Below are 21,452 nucleotides of genomic sequence, written 5' to 3'. Positions count from 1 at the left end.
GCTGCGCTCTTTTTCGTTTTTTCTCAAACGGTCAGGAGGCTTCAAGATAAAACCGGAGAACGCCCTCCAGTTTTCTGAACGTATCACTTTTTGGTCTGGCCTGGGCGGCCAGTTGAACCGCTTTATGAAAGGGTCCGCAGATAAACGGCCTGATCAGAGGATTAAAGACAATGGCCTGCTTCATCGGCATTTTCTGAAAACCCATCCGGAACTTGAACGTATCCAGGGATTCCGGTGCATCCAGCGATTGAGGGCCATAGGAGACGGCATGGACATCCGGCTGCGAAAGCTTGAGTTGGGTCACAAAATAGACCAGCGCATTGTTGGGATAAAAGCGCAGATACTCCGTTGCCGAACTGTGATGGAGGATCGTGAACACATCCTCCATCTGGAAAGTGACCATGAACGATGCCAGCGATTTGTCCGAAAACGCCCCCCATGCTTCAAAGCCCTCCAGACCGTCAGCCGCTTCACAATACTCCCGCCATTTCTGCTCGTTCCAGGCGCCGGGATCGCGCTCCTGCCGGGACAGGGTGTCATGGTTCAAGGGGTTGCCCAATGTGGCCAGGTCCCTGAAGGGCAATGTTCGAATCTCGAAGCTTTCCAGCCCCCGCCGCGTCTGGCGCCTGGCATACTTTGCGTCCACCGACGTAATGTCGTAATGCTTGTCGGAGCACATGATCGAGTAGCTTTCTTTTCCGACACAATCCATCGGCGCAAAAAATCTCACGCCTATGCTTCGCTGCCCCCAGAAAATCCGGTCCAGTTCATCTTGTCCCGGATTGATCAGTCTGTGGTACGGGAAATAGAAGTAAAAACCCGGTTGAGCATCATACCAGTAGCAGCTTTCCGTCTTGACCACATGATGACCCTGCCGCATCAGAAATTCAGAAAACACTTCAGGTTCCATCTTTTCCACCTCGGTTAAGACCATCGATTTCGTTTTGGCTGCCTGAAATCAAAGATGACCGCTCAGTTGACGCTTTCGCCGGGCAGATGCCATCACGCGTTTTGCATGCAATGGCTTGCCGCAATAAACTTTCGAACCTTCTCGCGGCGACCCGGGGGGAATGATGCTTTTCTGCCCAGGTCCGCCCGTTGTTCCCCAGACGTTCCCGCAGGTCCTTGTCCTGCTTGAGGGTCAGGATAGCCTGGACAAGATCGTTCGAACTGCCGGGAGGGATGCACAGCCCCGCCTCGGCTTCCTTCACGAGATTCCAGAGGTCGCTTCCTTCGTCCACACTGGCCACCATCGGCCTGCCGCTTGCCAGGATGGAAAGAGCCTTCGATGGTACAGAGGCCGTACCGATTCCCTCGCGCAGAATGACCAGTGAAACATCCGCGCAAGCCAGCACTTCCGGCAGCCGTTCCCGCGGCTGGTAGTGCAGAAACTTCACATTCGTCAGCCGCCTCTTTTTCGCGTCCGCGATCAGAGGTTCCCGCCCCACCCCGTCGCCGATGAACAGGAACAGGATTTCATCCTGATCCGCGAGAGCCTGGGCGGCATCCAGGACCTTGTCCAGATCCTGGGAAAACCCGATATTTCCCGCATAGAGAATTACGAATCGACCCCCTAAATCATGTTCCTGAGCGAATGCATTATTCCGGGGCAAGGGACGGACCAAATCGGTATCGACCCAGTTGTACACCAGGGCCATCTTGTCGTCTGATACGCCGAGCGCGCGCAGGCTGGGCCGGAATGAATCGGAAATGATGTGAACGACATCGGAATTCACCAGGCAATAGCGTTCCAGGGCGGTTGCGGCGCTGATTACGAACCGGTTTTTGAAGACCCCCAGTTTGATGCCGACATCAGGATATAAATCCTGTACGATATAGACGATCGGTTTATGCTTCAGGGCTCCCAGCAGCGCAAAGGGAAGCCACACCATCAGAAAGGGATTCGCCGCGAGAACAACGTCATATCTCTTGGTCAGTCCCGACAGGGCGGCTCCCACCTGATAGCAGAAAAACTGGGTAAAACGCTGAACGAGATCGGCCCGGTTTACCGAAGGAAGCCCAACCCGCACCACCTCGACCCCGTCTTCAACCGTCGTCCGGAGCCATCTGCCGCGGAACGCTCTCTGAACCTGTCCGGTTGGATAATGCGGCACCGCGGCGAGAGCCGTGACCTGATGCCCCAGACTGGCCAGCTCTCTGCTGAGCATCGTGCACAGGGGAGCGCCGGGGCCGAGATCCGGTTCATAGAACATGCCGATTTCAAGAATACGCACGGGTTGAATTCCTCCTACCCTTCCAGCGCCTCTTTTTCCATCGCTTTCCGGTCCACTTTTCCCGACGACGTCGTCGGAAGGCGCTTCAAAAAGTGAATCGATTCCGGAACCATGTATTTGGGCAGACGATCCTGACAGTAACGAAGGAGATCGATTTCCGACAGGGATTCTCCTTCAACGAGCGACGCGAAACCGACCACTAGGTGGCCTATTTTTTCATCGGGCGCCGCGACGGCCACGGCCTGTCTCACCAGGGGATGGCCGTTCAGAATGATTTCGATTTCATTGAGCTCGATGCGGTACCCCCTGCTCTTCACCATGGAGTCTTTGCGCCCCACGAAGACAAAATTTCCTTTGTCATCCAGTTTTACAATATCGCCTGTTTTATAGCATCGTGACGCGTCAGCCGGATCCAGGGGATTGGAAGTGAATCGCTCCTTCGTTCTTTCTCCGTCATTCCAGTACCCGACGGCAACCGTGGAGCTTTTGACGTAAAGTTCACCCTCCTGGCCGGGCGAGGATATTTTCCGCCCATCCTCGTTGACCGCGAAAACTTCAAAATTGGGAAACGGTTTGCCGATGGGGATTTTCCAGTGATCACCCGGCGGAACGGCGCCGATGTGATAACACATGGACGAGTTCGCCTCGGTCTGGCCGTAGATATTGTAGAAGTCCGCGTTTTTCATATGACTTTTCAATTCCCGGAGGTATCTGGGAGGAAGAATGTCACCGGAAAAATGAATGAGCCTGAGCGTTTCAAAGCCGCACTTCTCGAGCTTTCCCATATCCACGAGCATGATGAGGACGGAAGAAACGGAATTCCAGACGGTGACGCGCTGTTTATCGATATATTCCGCGAGTCTTATCGGAAACGTGGAATAAAATTCAGGGACGAGGACAATGGAGGCCCCTTGACGGACCGCGGTAAAAATGTCGAAGATCGACAGATCGAAATGAAGGGGGGCGAAACTCGCCAGCCTGTCCGGAGTATCGATGCCGAAATATTCAGCGGCCATATTGACGAACGTGAGGGAATTCAAGTGGGAGATGGCCACCCCCTTGGGGGTGCCCGTCGATCCGGATGTATAGAGGATGTAGGCGGGATTGACATCGGCGATGTCCGGTCCCGGATTCCTCTGTCCATCCTCATCCCTGATGCTCGTCCAGGGGATGAATTGCGGATGTCCCTCCGGCTTTTCGTTTTCATCCCCATCCCAGTCGGTAAGAATGACCTTTTTCAGGGCAAGGTCATCGCTCAAATCCGCCAGGACTTTCTTCAACGTTGCGGAGGAGGAAATCATGCACGCGATGTCGCAATTTTGAAGAATGTACTCTATTCTGCCGGAAGGCAGCCTGGGATCGATGGGAACATAAGTGGAGCCGTTTTTCAGAATAGCGAACAGGCTGATCAGGGATTCGATGGACTTGGGAAGAAATATCCCGACCCGGTCTCCCTTTTGAACACCGGCGCGCATGAGGACCGAGGCAAGCTGATTGCTCCGCTCCTCCAGTTCCTGGTAGGATATCGACCGATCAACGGCGATGACCGCTTCTTTTTCCGGGCATCGCCAGGACGTATTGGTCAGTTGATGGTGCAGTAGGTGGTTCGGCATTCTTTATCCCCTCCGCTATAACCCCAGAAAGCTTGCCAGGATATTTCTCTGAATCTCGGAGCTTCCGGAATAGATTTTTCCGGCGATGGAATCACGGAGATTCCTCTCGATGGGAAACTCCGTGGAATAACCATAGGCGCCATGAATCTGAAGGGCATCCATGCAGGTCTGAACATAACTTTCACTGACGTACAGTTTGGCAATGGAAGATTCGACGGGCGCCCGTTTCCCGGAAGCCTTCATCCAGGCCACCTGATAGAGAATCAGCCGGGACAGTTCGATCCGGACCCTCATGTCCGCAATCTTATGGGATACGGCCTGGTAATCTCCGATGGGCTGCCCGAACTGAGATCGCGCTTTCGCGTACTGCACACAATCCTCCAGGATCTTTTCCATGGCGCCGAGCTGGGAGGCGAACAGGCAGCTCCTTTCCTGCTCCATTTCGGAATTGAAAATGGCCGAGCCCGCTCCCTCGCTCCCGAGTCTGTTTTCGGCGGGAACCTCGCAGTCCTGCAGGATGACTTCCCCGATGGGGCAGCTCCTGAGTCCCATGAGACTGAAGGGCTTTCCCACGGAGAATCCGGGAAATCCCTTTTCAACGATGAAGGCGGAAACGCCTCCGAATTTTTTCTGCTCGTTCGTTACGGCGAAGACGAGAAGGATATCGGCGATGGGGGCATTGGTGATAAAAATCTTCGTCCCGTTGAGAATGTACCTGTCGCCGTCCCTGACCGCCCGGGTCTTCATACTGAAGGCATCGGAGCCGGAATCCGGTTCCGTCATGGCGTGGCCGCCGACGATGGAGCCGCTGATCAGTCGCCCCAGATACTTTTCTTTCTGCTCGTCCGTTCCAAATTTCAGGATGGGGCATTCACACGTCCAGATCTGGGTATTGAGGGAGAAGATCAAACCGGCGTCCCTGCACGCGTAGCCAAGCCCCTGCATGATGAGAACGCAGGTCAGCAGATCCAGTTCAAGGCCCCCGTAAGCTTTGGGCATCGCGATGCCCTGAATGCCGAATTCGGCGCACCGGCGCCATCCTTCCCAGTAAAACTCCCGCGGGTCGCCGTGTTCGAGCGCCTCGTTTTTAAGGGCGCGACGCGCGAACTCCACGACGGATTCCTTGAATCTGATCTGTTCGGCGGTCAATGAAAAATCCATGTTTTCCCTCCCGTTGTCTCAGGAAAAATGAAAGAATTCAGAATAATCCCTGCAACACGCAACTTTCAGATGTCGTTTGAACCTTCTCGTCCTGAGGCGGACGGAACCGCAGAACCCGCCTCCCCTGGGAAACCGACCGCGTCAGGCCGTTGCCGTTTCGCTCTTTTTTTTCTTTCCCGAGGCCAGCCCCACGAGGGCATGGATGATCGCCCAGGAAGCCAGGTGAGAAGAAAACGAATTCGGGTCCTGAATCGGATAGACTTCCACGTAGTCCAAACCGGATATCCCCGCCCTTCCGATCGTGTAGAGAGCCGAGAACAATTCGTGAGGAAACAGGCCGTTGAAATCCGCTGGGCCTCCGGGATTGAAGGACGCGTCAATGCAGTCGCTGCAAATTGTCACATACACATGTTCAGTCTGGTTTGACGCGATCCTGAGCGCTTCGTCGATGACCGAAGTCATGCCTCTTTCTCTGATCTCCCGGATGTTGAAGACTCTCGCCCCTATCTGCCAGGCATACTCCAACTGGGAGGGAGAATTTCTCGGCCCCCGAATGCCGATATGAACGATGCTTTCCGTTCTCACTTTTTCATTCTGGGCGATGCGATGCAGGGGACTGCAGCGGGCGAACAGATCTTCACCGAAAACCTTCGCGTTGTCCAGATGAGCGTCGAAATGAAGAATGCCGATAGGGCCCTTCGCGTTGTTGCCTAGGGCATCCACAATGGGCGGGGTAATGGAATGATCGCCGCCTACCGTGACTGGAATGCTTCCCTTCCCGTAAATCCTGTCCATGGAAGAATAGATGTTGTTCATCGTTTTTTCCGGACTGTTCGGATCAACGGACACATCCCCGGCATCTGCGACAGTCAGATAGTCAAAGAAATCCAGCTCGTATTCCGGCAGAAATCCGCCGTATCGCGCCGCGCTGTGCCGGATTGCCCGCGGCGCGAGCTCGCAGCCCGAAAAAGACCCCCAGGTCACCGTTCCTTCCCAGGGCACCCCGGAGAAGATCACGTCCCTGCCCTTCTCAAGGCGATTGATGTCAACGACATCGACCCCCAGGAACGAAGGCGTATCTCCATAGACTCGTGGCAAAGAGCCTTTTCTGTTCGCGACCATCGGAACGTTCTTGCGATTCATGGATATCCCCCTTATTCGATTCAGTTCATCGGCGACAACAGTCCAGCAAACCGAAGCCCCGGCATTTGCCACAGCCGACAGAATACGGAAAAACTCCCTCGCGGGAGCCTACAGGTTCAGCTGCCGGAGCAGTAATCGCAGACTGCCTGGGTAAAGAAAACAGCGGCTGACTTTAATATGCTTCCATTCTTTGTATTTGTTGATCACCCGGGTATTCCAGATCGCCGGCACATTATCGGCCCAGTAATAGGCAAAAGCAGTAGAATATCCTTTCTGGCATTGCGAATACCCGGCGCTGTTCTGCAAACCGGCGGATAAACCGGTCCCTCTTTCATCCGGCGTGAAATAGATGTCGAATTCATACACCTGGCCCGGCCCCAGTTCGATTCCCAGCCAGTACAAATCAGGATGGACACGCGCACAGCCCGCCTGATCAGGAGCATAATACCAGATGTCTCCGATGATATTTCTGCCTCGGACAAGGGCGTAACCCCGATATCCCTGTTCAAGGTAATACAACGCCTTCAATTTCCGGCTTTCATCCACATATCCGCCATGACGTTCGAAAGAATTCTCTGGAGTGACCTCGATAAACCGGACATCGCCGCGCTCGAACAGGTCAGCGGTAAATCGGGCTTCCGCCAGATCTTTCCGGACGGCGATCGCCTTTCTTTGAACATATACCCTTTCTCTGAAATACTGTGACAGCCCCTTGGTTGCGACAAATTCGCGGGCCTGCATCAGTCTCATGCGAGTATACTCAAACATCGCTGAGTTCCTTTCTCTCGCTTTTCACTTCCGGATAGGGGCGTCTGAACCCGATGCGCCCACCCTAATGCCTGACGACGACCGCGGACCACGCGAAACCCGCACCGTTGGAAACCACCATGACGATGTCGCCCTTTTTGATGGCGCCGTCTTCCACAGCGCGGGCATAATTGATCACCATGTCGCTTTCCTGAACATGTCCCCGGTGACGGAGTCCCTCTGTCGATACTTTTTCCCGGGGAATATTCAAGGCTTCACAAAAGTACTTCTGATCCCATGTCGAGAAGGTCGGATAAACAAAATAATCGATGTCATCCATGGTCATGCCGATCCTGCTCAACAGCTTGTTGATGACTTTCCTGAACATGAAAAAATTCCTGATGATGACTCCTTCATTGAACTTTTTCATATTGCAGTACATATGGATCAGGGTTTCCGATGCCTCTTCATCCGGCTTTTTCCTGCCCAGCCCCGGGACATACCACACGTCGTGCAGGCGTCCGATCGAAATGGTTTCAATGCCCAGTATGACGGCCCGGTCGCATCCCTTTTTCAGAATCAGGGCCCCTCCTCCATCACTGGCCACGGTTATGGGATAATAGGTTTTGTTGAGGTCGGGGGTTCTGTCTCCCGCGACCAGAAGAACCGTATTGATCTTTTCGTCACTGCGCATCAGGGCAAGGGCCGATCGCATCGCGAAATGATAACTGGCGCAGCCCCCCACCGTGAGCGCCGTGCAGAAAGCCCGATCCGCGCCGATCGCTTCCTGAACAAGCCCGGCCGCCGACCATGTCGGACCGATGTAATCCTGAGGAAGACTCGTGAAATCAATGATGAGGTCGATTTCACTCCCGGATATCCCGCTTTTCGAAATAACGTTTTTTGCGGTTTTCACAGCCACTTCCGAAGGCATTTCGTCCGTGACGTGGACCTCTTCAATTCCTATGTCACGCCGGAAATCGACATTTTTTGCGAAGGTCCCGAAAGGAATGTTCTCTGCGTCCAATATGTCCTGAACCTTTTTTTTGCTCGGCGGGAGGTAATAGGCCTCAGCCAGGATGCCAATATCCATATCCGTTCCTCTTCATTCACGTGGTCATTTAATCAGCATTGCTCCACTCGAATGTCCCCACCCATGGGAACACACGAGCCCGAATTCCCTCATCCGCCCAGCCTGCTTCTCCAGAAAATCCGAGAGATTGATTACAAGATCCGTTGCCTGCACGTGTCCATACTGCCGCCTGTTCTTTCCAAACGGATCGGCGTCGGAAAGATGAAACAGTTCTGCAAACCGGGATTGATCTTTTCCGGAGATATTCGGTCCGATGAAATGATTCACTTCATCAAGAGATATTCCTGCCAGATCAGCGGCCTTGCGGCTCAGCTGCTTCAGGGCGTCGAAAGAGGAAGAGACCGAATATTTGAGGGGATCGATCTTCACCCGATACAGATCGATACGGTCCGGATGTGCCAGACCGCCGCCGGGGATGTTGAAGACATCGTGCCTGGAGCTGTCGGAAGAAATTTCGGTTTCAAGGATTTCCAGAACGTCCGCGCTGTCGGACACGATCAGGGCGCTCGCGCCATCGCCGAGGATCGTCATGGGCTGATCGGGATTGATGACCCTGTTCCGGGGGATGGATACATCACTGGCAATCAGCAGCGCGGTTCTGACGCCGTCATCGGCCTTGATCAGCGCCGACACGAACTTGAAGGCTGCCAGCAGATTCGTGACGCCTCCGCCGCCGAATCCGATATTGAATGCGTGCTCGGCCCCGATATCATACTGAATTTTATTGCTCATGCTCCAGGCGGGGACCACGTAATCCTGCGGCAGAACGGAGAAGTCAACGATCACATCGATATCCGTCGGCTTCAGGCCGGCCCGTGACAGGCACTCCTTCGCCGCGGCAACCGCCGGATCCGACCGCCACTCCCCTTCAAAAACACGGACCTGTCCGATATCGAGTTCATTTTCAAGGATGAAGTCGGGGTCGATCCCTTCCTGCAGGCAGATCTCGCTTATCGGCAGAATCTTTTCCGGAAAACAGCAGGCCATCGCGACGATGCCCACGGCTGATGATGAGACGCTCTTCTTGTCAGTCATGATATGTACCCATAGAGTTTAATTTTCTTCGGCTGCGGAGAGGATCGAAATCCGCCCGGTTTTGGGTCAACCCGCCTGCTTCTTGCCGATGAACTCCGCGATGGCGTCAATTGACTCGAAGTTTTCCGGAACCAGCTCATCATCGCTGATGGATACGGAAAATGACTTTTCAAGGTATTCCAGCAGAATCTGTATGCCGAGGGAGTCGATGATCCCGGATTCAATGAGTGAATCCGAGTCCTTCACTCCGGAGAGATCCCCCTTCTTCATGATTTCCGTTTGAATGAATTCCCGGATCTTCAGTTTATCCACCATGTCCATCCTCCTTGATTCGATTGGTCATGCCTGTCTCGAACAATGAATTTTATCCTCCGTTTCAGGTCTGCGGAGTCATTGTAATAATGAATTCGTTATTTCTCTGATTCACCGATCTTTTCCAGCCACTCTTCTCTCCAGAACAAATGACAGCAACGGTCGCAGCGGCCGAAGACCGGGGTGCCGTTACAGATGACCCCCTCTAAAATGACGATTCCTCTGCATTTTTTAACCTTGTAATCACGCTCGTCCAGAAATTTCTCCAGGGGCTTGAGCACCCGTTGCGTCGTCCCGCAGTATTGCCACATGGATTCGAGAAAGGCGCATCCCTTGAGCTCATTAAAGGAATCAAGCGACCCCTTGATGTCCTCAGGGGGGCGAACACGAACAAGGTCTCCCGCCTTCAAGCCGGAAGACGTGTTTATCTCGACAGGCGCACCGCCCCCTTTGCGGAAGAAGGCAAAATATTTTTTCAGCCTGTTCTTGAAACAATAATTCCACGGCTTGGCCAGCTTCCTTTTGACAACCATGATAAAAGGCTGCGGACCGACCGCTGCTTCCCCTTCAGCCATTTCAGGCAGGCAGGGTATCTGGCAATTACTTGATTCTTTCATGATGTTTTTTTCAGGGCGAAGGAGTCGACTGTCAGATTGAATTACGACCTTTTTTCAGACCTGGTCCGCATAGGAACGATGAAGGATTTTTTCTCTGGCCTCAGCCAGACAGCCGGGCCATTCCTGCTCTGCGAGGGGCAGCAGACCCTGGCGGTAGAATCGGAGCATTCCTTCCGCCTTGGCTAAAAGGCGACTGCTGGGATCTCTTTTCAGGAGTTTCACAAGAATGGCGTGGGTCAATCCATTTGCCTCAGTGGGTATCCAGGGATGGAAAACCACTCTCTGCCGCAGCGGTTTGGCGCTATATCCCATCCGGAATTTGAATTCGTCGACACTGGGCGGCGCGTCGAGAGACTGCAGCGTATAGAAAATGGATTTAATTTCCGGCCGATTATTGACGTTCTGAGTGGCAATGAAACTCACGGCGTTATTGACGCGGATGTTCAGGAAGTCCCGGTGGCATTGCTGAGAGATGAGTTCGAAGCAATCCCCGCATTGAAAGCCGAGAAGCGACGCGACCAGGCGGCCGTTTACCAAGGCTCCCCACGCCTCGAAACCGGGAAGGTCCGCAGCGGACAGATACCGCCGGCGCCAGGTTTCCTGGCTCGAGGCGATTTCCCTCTGCTGACGGTCGGCCGTATCCGACTCCAGTTCCCAGCCTTCCTCCGCCAGACGCTCCAGGGAAATATTCTCCACGGTACAGTTCTTCAGCCCCGTGCGGATATTCTGCCGCGATCTTCGATCCAGCTTTTCCAGGGCATAGCCGGGCTCGTCGATTACGGCATGATAGCTGACGCAGCCCAAGGGGTTGTCAATCGGCGCGGAATAGCGCAGGGCGATGGCCTGATTTTGCCGCAGAAGGGCTGACAGCTCCTCCTCACTCGGTTGAATGACCCAGTGATAGGGGAAGGCCTGATAGACTTTCGCATTTGCTTCGTACCAGTAGCTGGAAGGGGTTCGAGCTACTTTATATCCCTGACGACGCAGCCATTCCGCAAAGATATCAGCATTCATGGCACAGCTCCGCTTTCTGAATTACATGAGTTCGGAATCCCGTCTGATAATCATTTTAAACCTCCTCTCTGTTTCGAAATTTGGAAGGGGAGGTTCTCCTGGTTGTGGACTAATCCAGATCCTCACTTATCTAAGAAAGATAAATTAAAGTGATTTGATGATACTATGAGATTCCAGCAGGGGGTATCAGGTATTGTAGGATTTATATCCGGCGCAACACCTTATTTTGGTATGGTCCAAAGGATTAGATGGTTCTAATAGATTCAGGAAAAGAGAGGGACAATCAGGAGGAGAGCAAATTCTCCCGGATCAGACTTTTCCTTCCTGAACGAGACGCGCGAAATGCTCGAATGAGCGGTCATAGGTCGCTTCCGCGTCTCTGGAAAAACAGCAGCCGGGAAGCTGGCGGCTTTTCAGGTGATAACGGATGCAGTCGCAGCATACCCCCTTCCGGGAGCAGGAATAATAAGTGCACAGGCAGGACACCAGGTTTTCTTCCTTTTTACATTCCATTTTTTCCTCCTTATTCTCTTGACCCTTCATGACGGAAAAAGGGAAACATTTTCTTTTTCCTGTGGAATCAATGTTTATAAGACTTTAAAAAAACGGTTCCTCTTTGTCAAGCCTGAGAGGATGAAGGGCGATAACCCCCGATGTTCAGATTGTTTTTATGGCGGACATCTGGTAGCATAAATCAAAATAACTTCTATTTACGCAGGTTGAACGCACACTGAAAAAGAAAGGGATAACAGAGGACATCACTGAAGCAGGGTAATCTTTTTTGGAATTCTTAATCTTTCGAAAGGATGTTGAGAAGCCATGTCAGATCTTCAGTCTCTTTTAGCCATACCGCCGGAAAAACTTCGCTGGAAACTGGACCCCCAGACACTCCCCTTTGAAACCACTACCGAACTCGATCCCCTGAAGGAGATCATCGGACAGAACCGGGCCCTCGAAGCGTTCCGCTTCGGACTGGGCGTCCGGAAACAGGGTTACCACATGTTCGTCACCGGCTCCGCCGGCACGGGCCGGATGACCACGGTGCTTAAAATCCTGGAGGAAATGGCCAGCAAGGAGCTCATTCCCGACGACCTCTGCTACGTTTATAACTTCAAGAACTCGGAGGCGCCCAGGCTGCTCCGCTTCAAAGCCGGGATGGGGCGGCAGTTCCGGGATGATATCCATTCCTTTGTGGAAAACCTGAAAAAAGACGTCCCCATGCTGTTTGAGAGCGAGGATTATCTCACGATGAAGAAGGAAATCCTCGAAAAGTACGAAGAAAAGGGGAAACAGTTTTTCAAGGATCTGGATGCCCGCGTCAAGGAGGAAGGGTTCGCCATCGTCCAGGTCCAGATAGGCCAGATAACCCGTCCGGTGGTCATGCCCATCGTCAACGATCAGCCGACCCCCATGGAAAAGCTGGAAACCATCGTGGAGCGAGGCGAGTACCCCCGGGAAAAATTTGAGGTGATCAAGACAAAGCATCATCAGCTCACGGAACAGGTGGACCGTATTTTTCTTGAAATCCGGGACATGCAGAGGGAAGTGCAGAAGCAACTGGAAGACATGGATCGCTACGTCTTTCTGAAAAGCATCATCAATCCGGCGGATGAACTGAAGAAGAAATACGACGATCCCAAGGTGCATACCTATCTGGATGAAATGACGGATGATATGGCAGACAACCTGATCGCCTTCCGCATGGGGCCTCAGCAGCCGACTATGGCGGGCGTGCCCATCCCCTTCTCCCAGGGCAATCCTTTCCAGCCTTACCAGGTGAATCTGTTCGTGGACAACGGGGACACCCAGGCCCAGCCCATCATCGTGGAAAATTATCCCAACTTCAAAAATCTGTTCGGCGCCATTGAACGGGTCGTCGACCGTACAGGCATCTGGACGACGGATTTCAGCCGCCTTCATGCCGGCTCCCTGCTGAAAGCCAACGGGGGATTTCTTGTGATCAATCTCCTCGACGCCATCCTGGAACCGGGCGTGTGGCAGGGCCTGAAACGCGCGCTCAAGTCCAACTGCTTTGAGCCGCAGACATTTGATCCCTTCTATCTCTTCACGTCGACGGGGATGACGCCGGAGCCGATCGAACTGGATCTGAAGGTCGTGGTGATCAGCAACTCCTATCTTTATTATATTTTAAACGCTTACGATGAAGATTTGCGCAAGATCTTCAAGGTCCGGGCGGACTTCGCCAACGCCATGAACACCACGGAGGAAACGATCCAGCAGATTTCCCGATATGTCCGTCTGAAATCCGAAGAAGATAAATTACGACCCTTCGACCGGACAGCCGTAGCCGCCGTCATTGAAGAGGCGGTGCGCATGACCGGACGAAAGGAAAAACTCACCACCCACCTTCTCAGCATCCAGGAACTGCTGGTTGAAGCGGATTTCCGGGCGCAGCAGGAAAGCGTGAACACCGTTTCCGCCCGCCATGTCGAACAGGCCATTTCGTCCCGGATATACCGCTCCAATCTTCTTGAAGAACAGATCCAGGAAATGATCGATCGGGGGACCCTGCTCATCGACACGGAAGGATCTGTCGTCGGCCAGATCAACGGCCTGTCCGTTTACATGCTGGGCGACTACGCCTTCGGGAAGCCCACCCGGATCACCGCCACGACCTCCATGGGCCGGGCGGGGGTGATCAACGTCGAGCGGGAGGCGGATCTTTCAGGAAACACGCACAATAAGGGGGTGCTCATCCTGAGCGGCTATCTCAGGCGAAAATACGCGCAGAAACAGCCCCTGAGCATGACGGCCAGCATCGCCTTCGAACAGTCTTACTCCGGCGTGGACGGGGACAGCGCTTCCTCCACCGAAATCTACGCCATTCTGTCGAGCCTCGCCGGCTGTCCGCTCCGCCAGGATCTGGCCGTAACCGGCTCCGTCAATCAGAAAGGCGAGATTCAGGCCATCGGCGGAGTCAACCAAAAGATCGAGGGCTTCTTCGACTGCTGCCGGGTCAGGGGGCTGACCGGCACGCAGGGTGTTCTGATTCCCGCGAGCAATGAGCAGGATCTCATGCTGCGTGCGGACGTCATCGAAGCCGTCGCTCGAGGAGAATTTCACATCTACCGGGTCGAGACCGTCGATCAGGGAATCGAGCTGCTTACCGGAGTCGCGGCGGGAATACCTGATGCTGAGGGCATCTACCCGGAAGGGACGATCCATGCCCGGGTTCTCGAGAAACTGGATGAGCTGGCACGGGGCCTCAAGGAATTCGGTGAAGAAGAGGAAGAAAAGAAAAACAACACCCCGGCAAAGGGTAAATGCTGCTGAGGAGTTTTTGTCTATGCTTAACCGGATTGTATGGGAACGAAACGAATTCGTGACCTTGAGAACACAGATGGAGGAGCTGTTCGATTCTTTTTTCGGCGACTTGATCAGCCGTTATTTTATCCCCGCCGTGGGGTCCTTTGCTGACGGACGGGTTTTTGAAACCGACAGGGAATTCGTCCTGGCAATCGAACTCCCCGGTTTGAACGCCGAAGACATCGAGGTGACGGTTCAGGGCAACTGCCTGACCTTGAAGATCCGGCAGACGGAAAATCACATGGCGGGTTCGGACAGAACCGCGGGCAGAGAAACCATCACCCGGACCAGCATTCGCAACGTTCGACTGCCCGATGATCTTCAGACCGACGGGATCGAAGCCTCCTATGCCGACGGCCTGCTGAAGATCAGGCTCCCCAAAAAAGAACGAACGACTCAACGGATCAGGATTCGAACCGAAAGCGGAAGCGCTTCCCATGAATGACCTTGCCGTCGAGCAGTTCCGCTATTCCTTTGACAATCTGGGCTACCTCATTTTTGGAGACCGGACCGCCATGGCAGTCGACGGGGGCGCCGTGGAGGACATCCTGAGCTTCCTGGAAAAGCGCCGCCTCGAACTGCGATGGGTGGTAAATACCCATTCCCATTATGACCACACATCGGGAAACGAAGCCCTGCTGAAATATTCCCGGGCGCGGTTTATAGACTGCGCGGCCCTCGCCGTCCTTGGCCGGCTGGAACTGGAGGGAAAAATTATCCAGGTGTACGCCACTCCCGGCCATACCCGCGACTCCATCTGCTTTCACACTGACACAATCCTGCTCACCGGAGACACCCTGTTCAACGGAACGGTCGGCAACTGTTTTTCCGGCGATATCCACAGCTTTTATTCCTCCATCAGGAAAATCCTGACGTTGCCTCCGGAGACGGTCATCTACGCCGGACATGATTACGTCCGGGATTCCCTCGCCATGGCCCGCCACCTCGAACCGGACAACCCCGCCATCGATGACTTCCTTTCCGTTTACGATCCGAACCACGTCTATTCCACGCTGGCGGATGAACTGCGGATCAACCCCTACCTGCGTTTCAATGAGGGGCGCATCGTTCGCCTTCTCCGGGAAATGGAGCTGCCCTGCGGCACGGAGGAGGAGCGCTGGAAGTCACTCATGAGTCTGGAATAATTCCACTTCCAGATCAGAGATGATATCAGGGCGGCAAGTCAGAGACGACACAGGCGTACTGAACGTACGTCAAGGGGCCGATAACGAAGCCGGCAAAGAAAGCGCCATGACATCGAAGTGCAGTAAATACTACAGATGAAAAAGGAGAAGCATCGATCTCATGAAAGCCATGATCCTGAAAGGCCTTTCTAAATACAGGGAATCCTGGACCCCTCTGGAGCCGGTCGAACTCCCGATCCCCGAACCCGGCCCGGGAGAAATCCGCATCCGTGTTTCCGCATGCGGAATCTGCCATACGGAACTGGATGAAATCGAGGGTCGGACGCCTCCCCCACGGTTCCCCGTCATCCCTGGACATCAGGTTGTCGGCAGGGTTGAAAAAAAGGGCGCCGGTGCATCGGAATACCAGATCGGCGACCGTGTCGGCGTCGGCTGGATTTATTCTTCCTGCGGACAATGCCGGGAATGCCGGAAGGGGCTGGAAAATCTCTGTACAGACTTCCGGGCGACCGGCCGGGATGTCCACGGTGGCTACGCTCAGTACATGGTCGTTCCCGCAGCGTTCGCCCACCCTGTTCCCGAACGCTTCACGGATACCGAGGCCGCGCCGCTTCTCTGCGCAGGCGCCATCGGCTACCGGTCATTACGGCTGACGGGACTGGAAGACGGCCAGAATCTGGGGTTGACGGGGTTCGGGGCCTCGGCACATCTTGTCCTGAAAATGGTCCGGCGCCGCTATCCCCATACCGACGTCTATGTATTCGCTCGAAGTGAAAAAGAAAGGGATTTTGCCCGTCAACTGGGCGCCGTCTGGGCAGGAAGCACGACAGATCCGTCGCCCCGGAAGCTCCATGCCGTCATTGACACGACGCCTGCCTGGAAACCCATCGTCGAAGCCCTGAAGAACCTCGAAAAGGGCGGACGGCTGGTCATCAATGCCATCCGCAAAGAGGAAGGAGACAAAAGCGAACTGCTGAATCTGGATTATCCCGATCATCTCTGGCTGGAAAAGGAAATCAAGAGCGTGGCCAATGTCGCCCGTCAGGATATCCGGGAATTTCTGGAACTGGCCGCAGAGATCCCCCTTCATCCGGAAACTCAGGAATATGAATTGCGAGAGGCGAATCGGGCGCTGGCCGAATTGAAGGAAGGAAAAGTCAGGGGCGGCAAAGTTCTGATTATGAAATAATCTCTTTCAGAACAGGGAAGATTTCAAGGCGGCGGGAAGGAAAGACCGACCCGCCGCAGCAATAAAGACATCGAGGCCCGATTATAACCCCATTAATCAGAATCTGTCCGGCACTTCATCAGGAGTTGAAAATAATCTGCAGTCATCCGGGCCGCCGGATAAAAGATTTCTTCTTCCATCTGGGCATGCAGAATAAAACGCTCGACAAATTTGACCACTTCCTTCCGGCCCTGGTCAAGAGCCGATTGCGCAATATTCTTCAGTGACGCCACGATGGCCTTGTGATCCTCAAAGAGTTCACCATAGAGCCCTCCCTTCAGGTCATCGGCAATGTCCTTCAGGAATCTCATCGAATCGGTAATTTTTCCCTCAGCGAGGAAGGGCAGGGCTTCCAGGGCAGGCAGGACCCTCTCTTCCTCCTTGATGGCATGCATATAAAAAAGCTCCATCAAGTCACGGGCCGCAATGCCGAGATCATTGTCTTCCTTTGTAAGGGCGTAAAGCTCCTCACGCAGTTCCACATGTTCCAGCCTGAGTGTCTGGGGAACCTTCAGTTCCATCTTTGAACCTCCCGTCCTTCAACCCCGGTAGCCCTTTATTAAAGCAGGAGCGCTTTGACGCCTCCGGACAGTCTCAGGGGGCCCGTCATGGCCCCCCGAATGCTTCGCCCTGCTATCTTTTTTCTGTTATTTTTTGAAGACCGGATTGATTACTTTTCAAGACGCTTTAACAGCACGTCGACAAGGGATCGCCGTTTTTTAAGAAACTCACGATAGTCCCTGTGTCCCAGATCGGTAGCGGCAATCGATCGCTCCAGCGGTACAATGGCATCCTTCAGCATCGCAACGCCTTCTTTCGCATCCTCGTCGGTCATCTCGAGGTTCGTCGATTTCTCAAGCTGCTTCAGCCAGTCATCGACAAGGGCTCGTCGATGTTTAAGAAACTGACGAAAATCTCTACGCCCAAGATCCACAGCGGCTATTTGCCGTTCCAGCGGTTTAATGACAGCCTTCAGCATTTCACGGGTTTCCGCAGCTTCAGCCTCGTTCATTTGCAGCATCGCCATAACATGCCTCCTTTCGTCTGAGTTGAAAATTGCTGTTCAGTCATCTGATTCCCAACGAAATCCCGATGTTCCACTGGATATGCGCACAATGGGAAAACGGCAGTTTCCCTGATCGCCGCATTCCAGATTTTTATTTTAAATAATTATAACATGTTTTTTTCTGAATGTAGATTTTATTGTCATCACTATGCTTTCAATGTTCCGTAATTCCCGGTCTTTAGGAGGAAATGGATAAACGCGGGTTTTTCACCCGTGATCGCAGGCCGACCAGCGACTGTCGCAGGTTCGGGTCAAGTTCAAGAACGGCGCCAGGAAAAACAAAATAGACAAAAGGTTGAATCTATGATTAATTTCAACCCAAGCTTGTAGTCGGGAATGCGTTTAACCGGGAAATACTCTTTGCGGCATTCTGAAAAAAATCAATTCTAAAAACAGGGGGGTTGTTTACCATGACATTGAAACGTCGAAAGAAAGTGTTTTCAGTAATTTTGATGTTCATTATGATGGCCGGGGTTATGATGCCCGCCTTCCCATGTCCGGCGTGGGCGCCGCTATCCGGTTCGGGAGAAGCCCATGCGCGTGACGTGCTTCCGGACTCCGCCGCGCCGGTTTCTTTTGCCGATCTGGCAGAGAAGCTCGGTCCGGCTGTTGTGAACATCAGCACGACCAAAGTCATTAAAACCGGAGCGCGAAGACTCCCAGGCGGGGAAACGCCTTTCGACCGGTTTTTCGGCAGCGATGAATTCTTCCGCCGCTTTTTCGACGATCTTCCCGAACGGGAACTCAAACAGCGGAGTCTCGGCTCGGGATTCATCATTTCCAGCGACGGCTACATCTTCACGAATAATCATGTGGTGGAAAAAGCCGACAAGATCCGGGTAAAACTGTCCAGCGGCAAAGAATATGACGCCGAAGTCAAAGGGCGGGATTCCAACACCGATATCGCCCTGATCAAAATCAAGGCGGACCGGGTTCTGCCCGTCGTCACCCTCGGCAATTCCGACAAGTTGAGAGTCGGCGAATGGGTTTTCGCCATCGGCAATCCCTTCGGCCTGGATCATACGGTTACGGCCGGGATAATCAGCGCGAAAGGACGGGTGATCGGAGCGGGACCCTATGACAATTTTCTGCAGACCGACGCCTCCATCAACCCGGGAAACAGTGGCGGCCCTCTCTTCAACATGGCTGGGGAGGTCGTGGGAATCAACACGGCCATCGTGGCCCAGGGGCAGGGAATCGGCTTTGCGATTCCGATCAACATGGCCAGGGAAATTCTTGAGGATCTGAAAACCAGCGGGCGGGTGACCCGCGGCTGGCTGGGCATCACCGTGCAGGATATCACCGAGGAGATTTCCGCGAACCTGAAGCTGAAGAATTCGCAGGGCGCGCTGGTGAGTCAGGTTCTGGAAGGCGAGCCGGGTGATAAGGCGGGTATGAAGGCAGGCGATATCATTATCGGGATTGACGGCAAACCCGTCACCAGCACGAAGGATCTGCTGAAAATCGTGGCTGCGCTGAAGGTGGGGAAAAAGGTGCAGGTCAGGACCTTGAGAGACGGACGGGAAATGACGCTGTCGGCCGTCATCGGGGAGCGTAAGGATGCCAGGGAGATCGCAGCAAAGGAACCGGTTCATCAACAGCTCGGCATGACCGTTCAGGAGGTGACCCCGGAAATCGCAAGGAATCTGGGACGCAAGGTTCAAGGCGGCGTGATTATTACAAGAATACGTCCCGGTTCGGCTGCCGATGATGCCGGTCTCAAGATCCAGGATATCATCCTTCAGATCAATCGAGCCCGTATCCGCACTTTGAAGGATTACCAGAACGCCCTCTCCAGAGGGCCGGAAAACAACACATGGCTGCTGCTCGTTCAACGCGGCGACTCGTCCTTTTTCGTGACTCTGGAAAAGGAAAACGGAAATCCCAAGCCGGAACAGGAAGAGGAACAGGAGCCGGGATAGCCGAGGCGGGAGACATCTCGAATACCGGGGAATTCAAGGGCAATCGATGGGACGGATCTTTGCTGTCGGGGATATCCATGGCTGTCTGGACCAGCTGAAAGAGATGATCTCCCTGCTGGACATCGACAGGAATCAGGACACCCTGGTCTTTATCGGCGATTATATCGATCGGGGGCCTGATTCGAAAGGCGTCCTGGATTTCATCCTCGAGCTGAAAAAAGAGATGAAAACCGTGGTCTGCCTCCGGGGCAATCACGAGGAGATGTTTCTCGACTTCTATCTGGAACAGAAAAACGGACCTCTGTTTCTGCTGAACGGCGGCCGGAACACACTCTCATCCTACGGGATGAAGAAAACAGATCAAGGATATGCAGCCAGACTGCCGGATGCGCATCTTCATTTTTTAAAGACGCTTCCCCTTTATTTTGAAGCCGGAAATTTTCTTTTTGTCCATGCCGGGCTGCGGCCCGGCATTCCTCTGAAACAGCAGGATCCTCACGATCTGCTGTGGATCCGGGATGAATTTTTCCTTTCCCATGCCGATTTTCCCAGGGTCGTGGTGTTCGGCCATACGCCTTTTCCTCGGCCTTTTCTGATGGAGAATAAAATCGGCATCGACACGGGGGCGGTCTACGGGGGACAACTGACCTGTGTTCGACTTCCGGACGGGCGGTTCTATCAGGTATAGCTCTTTATCTTTCTGCGCGAAACTCCCAGTCGATTTCCTAATCCAGTTTTACATTCCCGATAAATATTATGAATTTTCCAAGCAGTTCATGGTCAAAGCACCGGCCCATCCCCCGATCCCGAGGATCCTGTGCCGGTTCGGCATTATCCTCCGGATGCGACGGCGTTCCGATCATGATCTGAATCACCTTCATGGGAGACAGAGGATCTTTATACGGCCTGCGGGAGGTCATGGCATCGAAGACATCCATAATCCTCAGCACGCGGGCAAGGACGGTTATGTTCGTTCCCTCCAGATTCATGGGATAGCCGCCGCCGTCAAAATCCTCATGATGCTGCACAATGGCCTTCTTGACGAACGCGGGCAGTTCCGAATCCAGAAGCATCGCCAGGCCGCTGAGAGGGTGACGCTTCATGATCTCCCATTCGATCTCAGTAAGAGGGCCGTTTTTATTGATGACCTCTTGAGGGACATAAGCCTTTCCGATATCGTGCAACAGGGCGCAGACACCGCATGACCTCAGCGTTTCCGATATCTGCTCTGCATCAGATATCTCATCTTTTTGACAATATGTCAGGATCTCCGGATTTTCGCTGATAAATGCCACGGTCCACCAGGTGACTTTCATTGCATGTTCATAGGTTTCGTAATCATGGCCTATCATCTTGGCCAGGGCGGGAAGGGAGTTGGAATCCGTTATGAATTTCATGGCATTCTCGATCATTTTCTGTGTCCGCTGCAGCGTCTCCATACCCATGGCGCCGGACTTGAGGGAAGTTTCAAAGGCGGCTTTCACGACATTTGTGGACACCCTGCTGAATATCGCTGCTTTCCGGTCGACCGTTATCCCTTGATTGTCGAGGATTTTCCCCAGGTTGGCCTCAAGATACTGTTCGTACTTAAACGACTCTTCGATATCGACAAATACGTCTTGAACGCCGCTTTCCGAGAGTTTTGCGAGTTGCGCAACGGTAACCCTGTTGCCGTCCGCTGCCCAGAGGACATATTTTCCCTCCCTGTTCCGCATGAATATTTTGAATTCCGGTAGAGATTCCGGCAGGATTGCTCCAGGAGGGATGGCCATGTATCCGCCGCTGTTCATCGCAT

The 21,452-nt window shown here is 53.6% G+C and carries 21 protein-coding genes; 6 read left to right on the top strand and 15 right to left on the bottom strand.

The annotated features are described in order from the left end of the window. Positions 1 to 31: 31 nt before the first annotated feature. The 12 genes from SYN_RS01850 to SYN_RS01795 form a co-directional block, all read right to left on the bottom strand. Positions 32 to 910, bottom strand: coding sequence for a hypothetical protein (locus SYN_RS01850; protein ID WP_041584607.1), 879 nt, complete (start codon positions 908 to 910; stop codon positions 32 to 34). Then, positions 900 to 2,234 (bottom strand): glycosyltransferase family 4 protein, encoded by a 1,335-nt coding sequence (locus SYN_RS01845; RefSeq protein ID WP_011416296.1) that lies wholly within the window; start codon positions 2,232 to 2,234, stop codon positions 900 to 902. Before SYN_RS01845 ends, SYN_RS01850 begins: the two co-directional genes overlap by 11 nt. Positions 2,235 to 2,248: 14 nt before the next feature. Beyond that, positions 2,249 to 3,847 carry an amino acid adenylation domain-containing protein gene (locus SYN_RS01840; RefSeq protein WP_011416295.1) on the bottom strand — a complete coding sequence of 533 codons (1,599 nt, stop codon included), beginning with the start codon at positions 3,845 to 3,847 and terminating at the stop codon, positions 2,249 to 2,251. Between the two features lie 15 nt (positions 3,848 to 3,862). Continuing rightward, positions 3,863 to 5,008: an acyl-CoA dehydrogenase family protein gene (locus SYN_RS01835; protein ID WP_011416294.1), complete on the bottom strand. Its 1,146-nt coding sequence runs from the start codon at positions 5,006 to 5,008 to the stop codon at positions 3,863 to 3,865. Between the two features lie 141 nt (positions 5,009 to 5,149). Next, positions 5,150 to 6,151, bottom strand: a complete 1,002-nt coding sequence (locus tag SYN_RS01830; RefSeq protein WP_041584606.1) for an agmatinase family protein — start codon at positions 6,149 to 6,151, stop codon at positions 5,150 to 5,152. Between the two features lie 108 nt (positions 6,152 to 6,259). Then, entirely contained in the window at positions 6,260 to 6,919 is a 660-nt protein-coding gene (locus SYN_RS01825) for a hypothetical protein (RefSeq protein ID WP_011416292.1), read from the bottom strand. A gap of 64 nt (positions 6,920 to 6,983) precedes the next feature. Beyond that, positions 6,984 to 7,991, bottom strand: coding sequence for a 3-oxoacyl-[acyl-carrier-protein] synthase III C-terminal domain-containing protein (locus SYN_RS01820; RefSeq protein WP_011416291.1), 1,008 nt, complete (start codon positions 7,989 to 7,991; stop codon positions 6,984 to 6,986). A 24-nt stretch (positions 7,992 to 8,015) separates the two neighbouring features. Continuing rightward, entirely contained in the window at positions 8,016 to 9,026 is a 1,011-nt protein-coding gene (locus tag SYN_RS01815; RefSeq protein ID WP_011416290.1) for a 3-oxoacyl-ACP synthase III family protein, read from the bottom strand. Between the two features lie 66 nt (positions 9,027 to 9,092). Then, complete coding sequence (locus SYN_RS01810) at positions 9,093 to 9,341, bottom strand: acyl carrier protein (RefSeq protein ID WP_041584605.1); 249 nt, start codon at positions 9,339 to 9,341, stop codon at positions 9,093 to 9,095. A 95-nt stretch (positions 9,342 to 9,436) separates the two neighbouring features. Beyond that, positions 9,437 to 9,955 (bottom strand): hypothetical protein, encoded by a 519-nt coding sequence (locus SYN_RS01805; protein ID WP_011416288.1) that lies wholly within the window; start codon positions 9,953 to 9,955, stop codon positions 9,437 to 9,439. Between the two features lie 54 nt (positions 9,956 to 10,009). After that, positions 10,010 to 10,969: a hypothetical protein gene (locus SYN_RS01800; RefSeq protein WP_011416287.1), complete on the bottom strand. Its 960-nt coding sequence runs from the start codon at positions 10,967 to 10,969 to the stop codon at positions 10,010 to 10,012. A 309-nt stretch (positions 10,970 to 11,278) separates the two neighbouring features. Next, on the bottom strand, positions 11,279 to 11,482 hold the full coding sequence (locus tag SYN_RS01795) for a DUF6485 family protein (RefSeq protein WP_041585248.1): 204 nt from the start codon (positions 11,480 to 11,482) through the stop codon (positions 11,279 to 11,281). A gap of 306 nt (positions 11,483 to 11,788) precedes the next feature. Here SYN_RS01795 and SYN_RS01790 point away from each other — a divergent pair, with 306 nt between their 5' ends. The 4 genes from SYN_RS01790 to SYN_RS01775 all read left to right on the top strand — a co-directional run bounded on the left by SYN_RS01790 (position 11,789) and on the right by SYN_RS01775 (position 16,630). Further along, positions 11,789 to 14,263: a Lon protease family protein gene (locus SYN_RS01790; RefSeq protein ID WP_011416284.1), complete on the top strand. Its 2,475-nt coding sequence runs from the start codon at positions 11,789 to 11,791 to the stop codon at positions 14,261 to 14,263. 13 nt (positions 14,264 to 14,276) lie between these two features. Beyond that, entirely contained in the window at positions 14,277 to 14,741 is a 465-nt protein-coding gene (locus tag SYN_RS01785) for an Hsp20/alpha crystallin family protein (RefSeq protein WP_041584603.1), read from the top strand. Next, positions 14,734 to 15,441 (top strand): hydroxyacylglutathione hydrolase family protein, encoded by a 708-nt coding sequence (locus tag SYN_RS01780; RefSeq protein ID WP_011416282.1) that lies wholly within the window; start codon positions 14,734 to 14,736, stop codon positions 15,439 to 15,441. The genes SYN_RS01785 and SYN_RS01780 overlap by 8 nt, the downstream gene beginning before the upstream one ends. Before the next feature lie 160 nt (positions 15,442 to 15,601). Beyond that, on the top strand, positions 15,602 to 16,630 hold the full coding sequence (locus tag SYN_RS01775; RefSeq protein ID WP_011416281.1) for a zinc-dependent alcohol dehydrogenase family protein: 1,029 nt from the start codon (positions 15,602 to 15,604) through the stop codon (positions 16,628 to 16,630). A 92-nt stretch (positions 16,631 to 16,722) separates the two neighbouring features. On the opposite strand, the gene SYN_RS01770 is transcribed toward SYN_RS01775, so the two are convergent. Together SYN_RS01770 and SYN_RS01765 are read right to left on the bottom strand one after the other, a co-directional pair. Further along, positions 16,723 to 17,190 carry a hemerythrin domain-containing protein gene (locus SYN_RS01770; RefSeq protein ID WP_011416280.1) on the bottom strand — a complete coding sequence of 156 codons (468 nt, stop codon included), beginning with the start codon at positions 17,188 to 17,190 and terminating at the stop codon, positions 16,723 to 16,725. Positions 17,191 to 17,339: 149 nt separating this feature from the next. After that, positions 17,340 to 17,696, bottom strand: a complete 357-nt coding sequence (locus SYN_RS01765; protein WP_011416279.1) for a hypothetical protein — start codon at positions 17,694 to 17,696, stop codon at positions 17,340 to 17,342. 449 nt (positions 17,697 to 18,145) lie between these two features. Between SYN_RS01765 and SYN_RS01760 the strand changes: the two genes are divergently transcribed. Both SYN_RS01760 and SYN_RS01755 read left to right on the top strand, forming a co-directional pair. Then, positions 18,146 to 19,657 carry a DegQ family serine endoprotease gene (locus tag SYN_RS01760; protein ID WP_148202448.1) on the top strand — a complete coding sequence of 504 codons (1,512 nt, stop codon included), beginning with the start codon at positions 18,146 to 18,148 and terminating at the stop codon, positions 19,655 to 19,657. A 46-nt stretch (positions 19,658 to 19,703) separates the two neighbouring features. Beyond that, entirely contained in the window at positions 19,704 to 20,345 is a 642-nt protein-coding gene (locus SYN_RS01755) for a metallophosphoesterase family protein (protein ID WP_011416277.1), read from the top strand. Positions 20,346 to 20,382: 37 nt separating this feature from the next. On the opposite strand, the gene SYN_RS01750 is transcribed toward SYN_RS01755, so the two are convergent. Continuing rightward, complete coding sequence (locus SYN_RS01750; RefSeq protein WP_011416276.1) at positions 20,383 to 21,447, bottom strand: HD-GYP domain-containing protein; 1,065 nt, start codon at positions 21,445 to 21,447, stop codon at positions 20,383 to 20,385. Positions 21,448 to 21,452 lie beyond the last annotated feature (5 nt).

The sequence above is a fragment of the Syntrophus aciditrophicus SB genome, from assembly GCF_000013405.1.
Taxonomy (GTDB): domain Bacteria; phylum Desulfobacterota; class Syntrophia; order Syntrophales; family Syntrophaceae; genus Syntrophus; species Syntrophus aciditrophicus.
The sequence above is the reverse complement of the archived record's forward strand: the minus strand, read 5'-3'. Positions and strand labels throughout refer to the sequence as shown.

Excerpts from the sequence above, each read along its gene's own strand:
- SYN_RS01840 (WP_011416295.1), bottom strand. The coding sequence starts at position 3,847 with ATGCCGAACCACCTACTGCACCATCAACTGACCAATACGTCCTGGCGA.
- SYN_RS01835 (WP_011416294.1), bottom strand. The coding sequence starts at position 5,008 with ATGGATTTTTCATTGACCGCCGAACAGATCAGATTCAAGGAATCCGTC.
- SYN_RS01800 (WP_011416287.1), bottom strand. The coding sequence starts at position 10,969 with ATGAATGCTGATATCTTTGCGGAATGGCTGCGTCGTCAGGGATATAAA.
- SYN_RS01825 (WP_011416292.1), bottom strand. The coding sequence starts at position 6,919 with ATGTTTGAGTATACTCGCATGAGACTGATGCAGGCCCGCGAATTTGTC.
- SYN_RS01850 (WP_041584607.1), bottom strand. The coding sequence starts at position 910 with ATGGAACCTGAAGTGTTTTCTGAATTTCTGATGCGGCAGGGTCATCAT.
- SYN_RS01760 (WP_148202448.1), top strand. The coding sequence starts at position 18,146 with ATGACATTGAAACGTCGAAAGAAAGTGTTTTCAGTAATTTTGATGTTC.
- SYN_RS01775 (WP_011416281.1), top strand. The coding sequence starts at position 15,602 with ATGAAAGCCATGATCCTGAAAGGCCTTTCTAAATACAGGGAATCCTGG.
- SYN_RS01765 (WP_011416279.1), bottom strand. The coding sequence starts at position 17,696 with ATGGCGATGCTGCAAATGAACGAGGCTGAAGCTGCGGAAACCCGTGAA.
- SYN_RS01790 (WP_011416284.1), top strand. The coding sequence starts at position 11,789 with ATGTCAGATCTTCAGTCTCTTTTAGCCATACCGCCGGAAAAACTTCGC.
- SYN_RS01820 (WP_011416291.1), bottom strand. The coding sequence starts at position 7,991 with ATGGATATTGGCATCCTGGCTGAGGCCTATTACCTCCCGCCGAGCAAA.
- SYN_RS01810 (WP_041584605.1), bottom strand. The coding sequence starts at position 9,341 with ATGGTGGATAAACTGAAGATCCGGGAATTCATTCAAACGGAAATCATG.
- SYN_RS01785 (WP_041584603.1), top strand. The coding sequence starts at position 14,277 with ATGCTTAACCGGATTGTATGGGAACGAAACGAATTCGTGACCTTGAGA.
- SYN_RS01770 (WP_011416280.1), bottom strand. The coding sequence starts at position 17,190 with ATGGAACTGAAGGTTCCCCAGACACTCAGGCTGGAACATGTGGAACTG.
- SYN_RS01755 (WP_011416277.1), top strand. The coding sequence starts at position 19,704 with ATGGGACGGATCTTTGCTGTCGGGGATATCCATGGCTGTCTGGACCAG.
- SYN_RS01780 (WP_011416282.1), top strand. The coding sequence starts at position 14,734 with ATGAATGACCTTGCCGTCGAGCAGTTCCGCTATTCCTTTGACAATCTG.
- SYN_RS01805 (WP_011416288.1), bottom strand. The coding sequence starts at position 9,955 with ATGAAAGAATCAAGTAATTGCCAGATACCCTGCCTGCCTGAAATGGCT.
- SYN_RS01750 (WP_011416276.1), bottom strand. The coding sequence starts at position 21,447 with ATGAACAGCGGCGGATACATGGCCATCCCTCCTGGAGCAATCCTGCCG.
- SYN_RS01830 (WP_041584606.1), bottom strand. The coding sequence starts at position 6,151 with ATGAATCGCAAGAACGTTCCGATGGTCGCGAACAGAAAAGGCTCTTTG.
- SYN_RS01795 (WP_041585248.1), bottom strand. The coding sequence starts at position 11,482 with ATGGAATGTAAAAAGGAAGAAAACCTGGTGTCCTGCCTGTGCACTTAT.
- SYN_RS01815 (WP_011416290.1), bottom strand. The coding sequence starts at position 9,026 with ATGACTGACAAGAAGAGCGTCTCATCATCAGCCGTGGGCATCGTCGCG.